The 2361-nt window shown below is 60.4% G+C and carries 1 protein-coding gene; it reads right to left on the bottom strand.

Features of this window, described 5'->3' with window-relative positions:
* The coding region (locus DMB66_RS62200) for a DNA methyltransferase (RefSeq protein WP_370321569.1) at positions 1-2361 on the bottom strand (2361 nt) is incomplete at both ends.

The raw sequence follows: 2361 nt of genomic DNA on the forward strand, positions 1-2361 counted from the left end.
GCCTCGTCGATCTCTCGATGCAGCTCCCGCAGCCCCACGATGTCCGCATCGCGGCACGCGGAGTCGAACACCAGCTTGTATGTGGCTGTGAGGCCGGCATCTCGACTCAGCATCACGTTATGTCGCTCGCCATCGAGGCCGTCCCCCAGTACCCGCATTCGTTCGGTCAGCTCCGGCATCGGGAACGTTTCGAAAACATCGGACGGCGTATAACGAAGATCCGCTTTCAGGGAGGAGGCTCGGGTAGCGGCCCACCAGTAATGGGGCGAACTGGAGAGCAGCGCCAGCATTGCCGTGTCCTCCGTCGCGAACACGACGACCGCTTCGCTGATCACTTGCTTGGTTGGAACCATCGCCGGCATCACCGTCTTGCTGACCCGAGTAATGGCCACCACTCGCCTCAACTCTGAAATTGCTGTATATAGCGCCGGACGCTTGTCTGCGTAGTGCCAATAGCGCTGTGGAAGCGGTTTTCTCAAGGCGAATTCCCCGTTTGGCTTGAGTCGCTGCCTCTCTGGCCTGACGTCGCAATCGACTATTCGGAAAACTTCTTCATAGCTCTGCGCTTTCTCCAATGACCAGTTGTGGAAGTTAACAACCCAGCGGCTTCCGGAGCAGTCTGGGCGACTATTTAAATCTTGCCCATTGAGGTAGGGGAAGAGTACATCACGATTCCGTTTGTCCTTCTTGATCAGTGTCGATGCATCTTCCGGAGCCATGGTAAAGCCGAGCCCGAGGACGTATGACCCAATAAAGGAGATGTCGCCGTTGTTGGCGAGCCGTTTTGGATTGCCCGTGACCCGGGATATCGGGTCCAGTGATGGCGTGATACCCGAGACTGTTGCATTATTCAGAATTCGCCGCGCTGTGGCAGCGATCGGGCTGCAGCTGGTCCAGACCGCGCAATATTCAAGCGCCGCCGAGCGCGAGGGCCATGGGCGACTCTTGATCGCGGCCCTGATCGTTATGCCTTCATCGACCAACTGGTCCAAGCCAACCTCGCGGGTGTCCCCTTGGGCAAGTGTGTTGGTGCCGATCAGGCCGGTCTGGCCTTTCGCGCCGAGTAGACCGTGGGCTCTCAGCTCAAAGTAGGCGATGAGGTCAGCATTGCCCTTAATTTTGCGGCCGATGCCCTCGACCAAATATTCGCGGTAGGCCGACCCATTTACGCCACTGATCTTCTTTCCGCCAAGGAAAGGGGGATTGCCGACTATCGCCTCAAATCCACCCTTATCGAAGACCTCGGGAAATTCCAACGGCCAGTGCAACGGCCGGCGCTCAAATGCGCCGTCCGGCAGGTCAAGCGCCAGCCATGAACGGGCCAGTGCGATCACCGCCGTCGCATCACCACTCTGAGCGAACCGCTCGGTCGCCTCCGCGGTGCGCTCCATAATAAGTTGCGGGTCCTGGCCTTTGGACACCGATGCTAACCAACTGCCGGTGACCAGATCCGCGTAGTGGGACGCCCGCTGTGTCAGAGCACGTGACTCATCGAGCAACTCCTTCTTTCGTGCCTGTGCTTCCGGGGTGTCCGGAAGCTCAGTGATCCGCGTCCGCAGATTCTTTACCTCCGACAACTCGCGATCCAGCCGCAGATCGCGCGCAGCGTCGGCCGACAATGCGGCGGCGTTGCCCACACCGAGCAGGGAATCGCCCGCTGCGAGGCGGTCATCGAGGAAGGTGAAGGGGCGCTGTGGGTCCATGGAGACCAGCCACAGCGACAGTTTCGCCATCTCAACGGCCATCGGGTTAATGTCTACGCCGTAGAGGCAGTGTTCGATGATCTGTCGCCGTGCCTCGATGACGGTCGGGTCGTCCTCGAGATCCAGGGCCGAGGTCTCGACCGGCGCGCGGTACGCGAGCGCCCAACCCTTACCCTCTCGCAGAGCAGCCTCAAGCAGGTACCGACCGAGATACCGGGCGGCAGCGACCAAGAACGCTGCCGAGCCCATCGCGATGTCGGCGACTTTGAGTGCAAGGATTTCCTCACTTGACTTGGGTTTCCACTGCTTGGTGTCTGCGGTCTGCAGCGGCCCCGGCTCGTAGACCAGCGGCTCCAACGCTCCCTCGACGATCTCCTCGGCGAGCTTGCGAGGGGTGTAGTGCGTGCCGGTGTTGCGGCGTAACGCCGACTCGGTGATGAAGAGTGCCCCGGGTAGCACCACCAAGGGGAGATCACGAAGGTCGGTGCGAATCAGACCGTGAAAGGGGAGCAGCCGCTTCGACAGTTCATAATCGCCGCCAGTCACCGCGAGCAACTTCTTGCGAGCCTCCTCCCGCTCGATACCTTCTAGGGGAGCAAGCCGCTTTGCTACGGCCGCCGCCGAGCCGATTTTTGAGTCCTTGTACTTCTCGGCGACC

It is taken from the genome of Actinoplanes sp. ATCC 53533 (genome assembly GCF_003947245.1).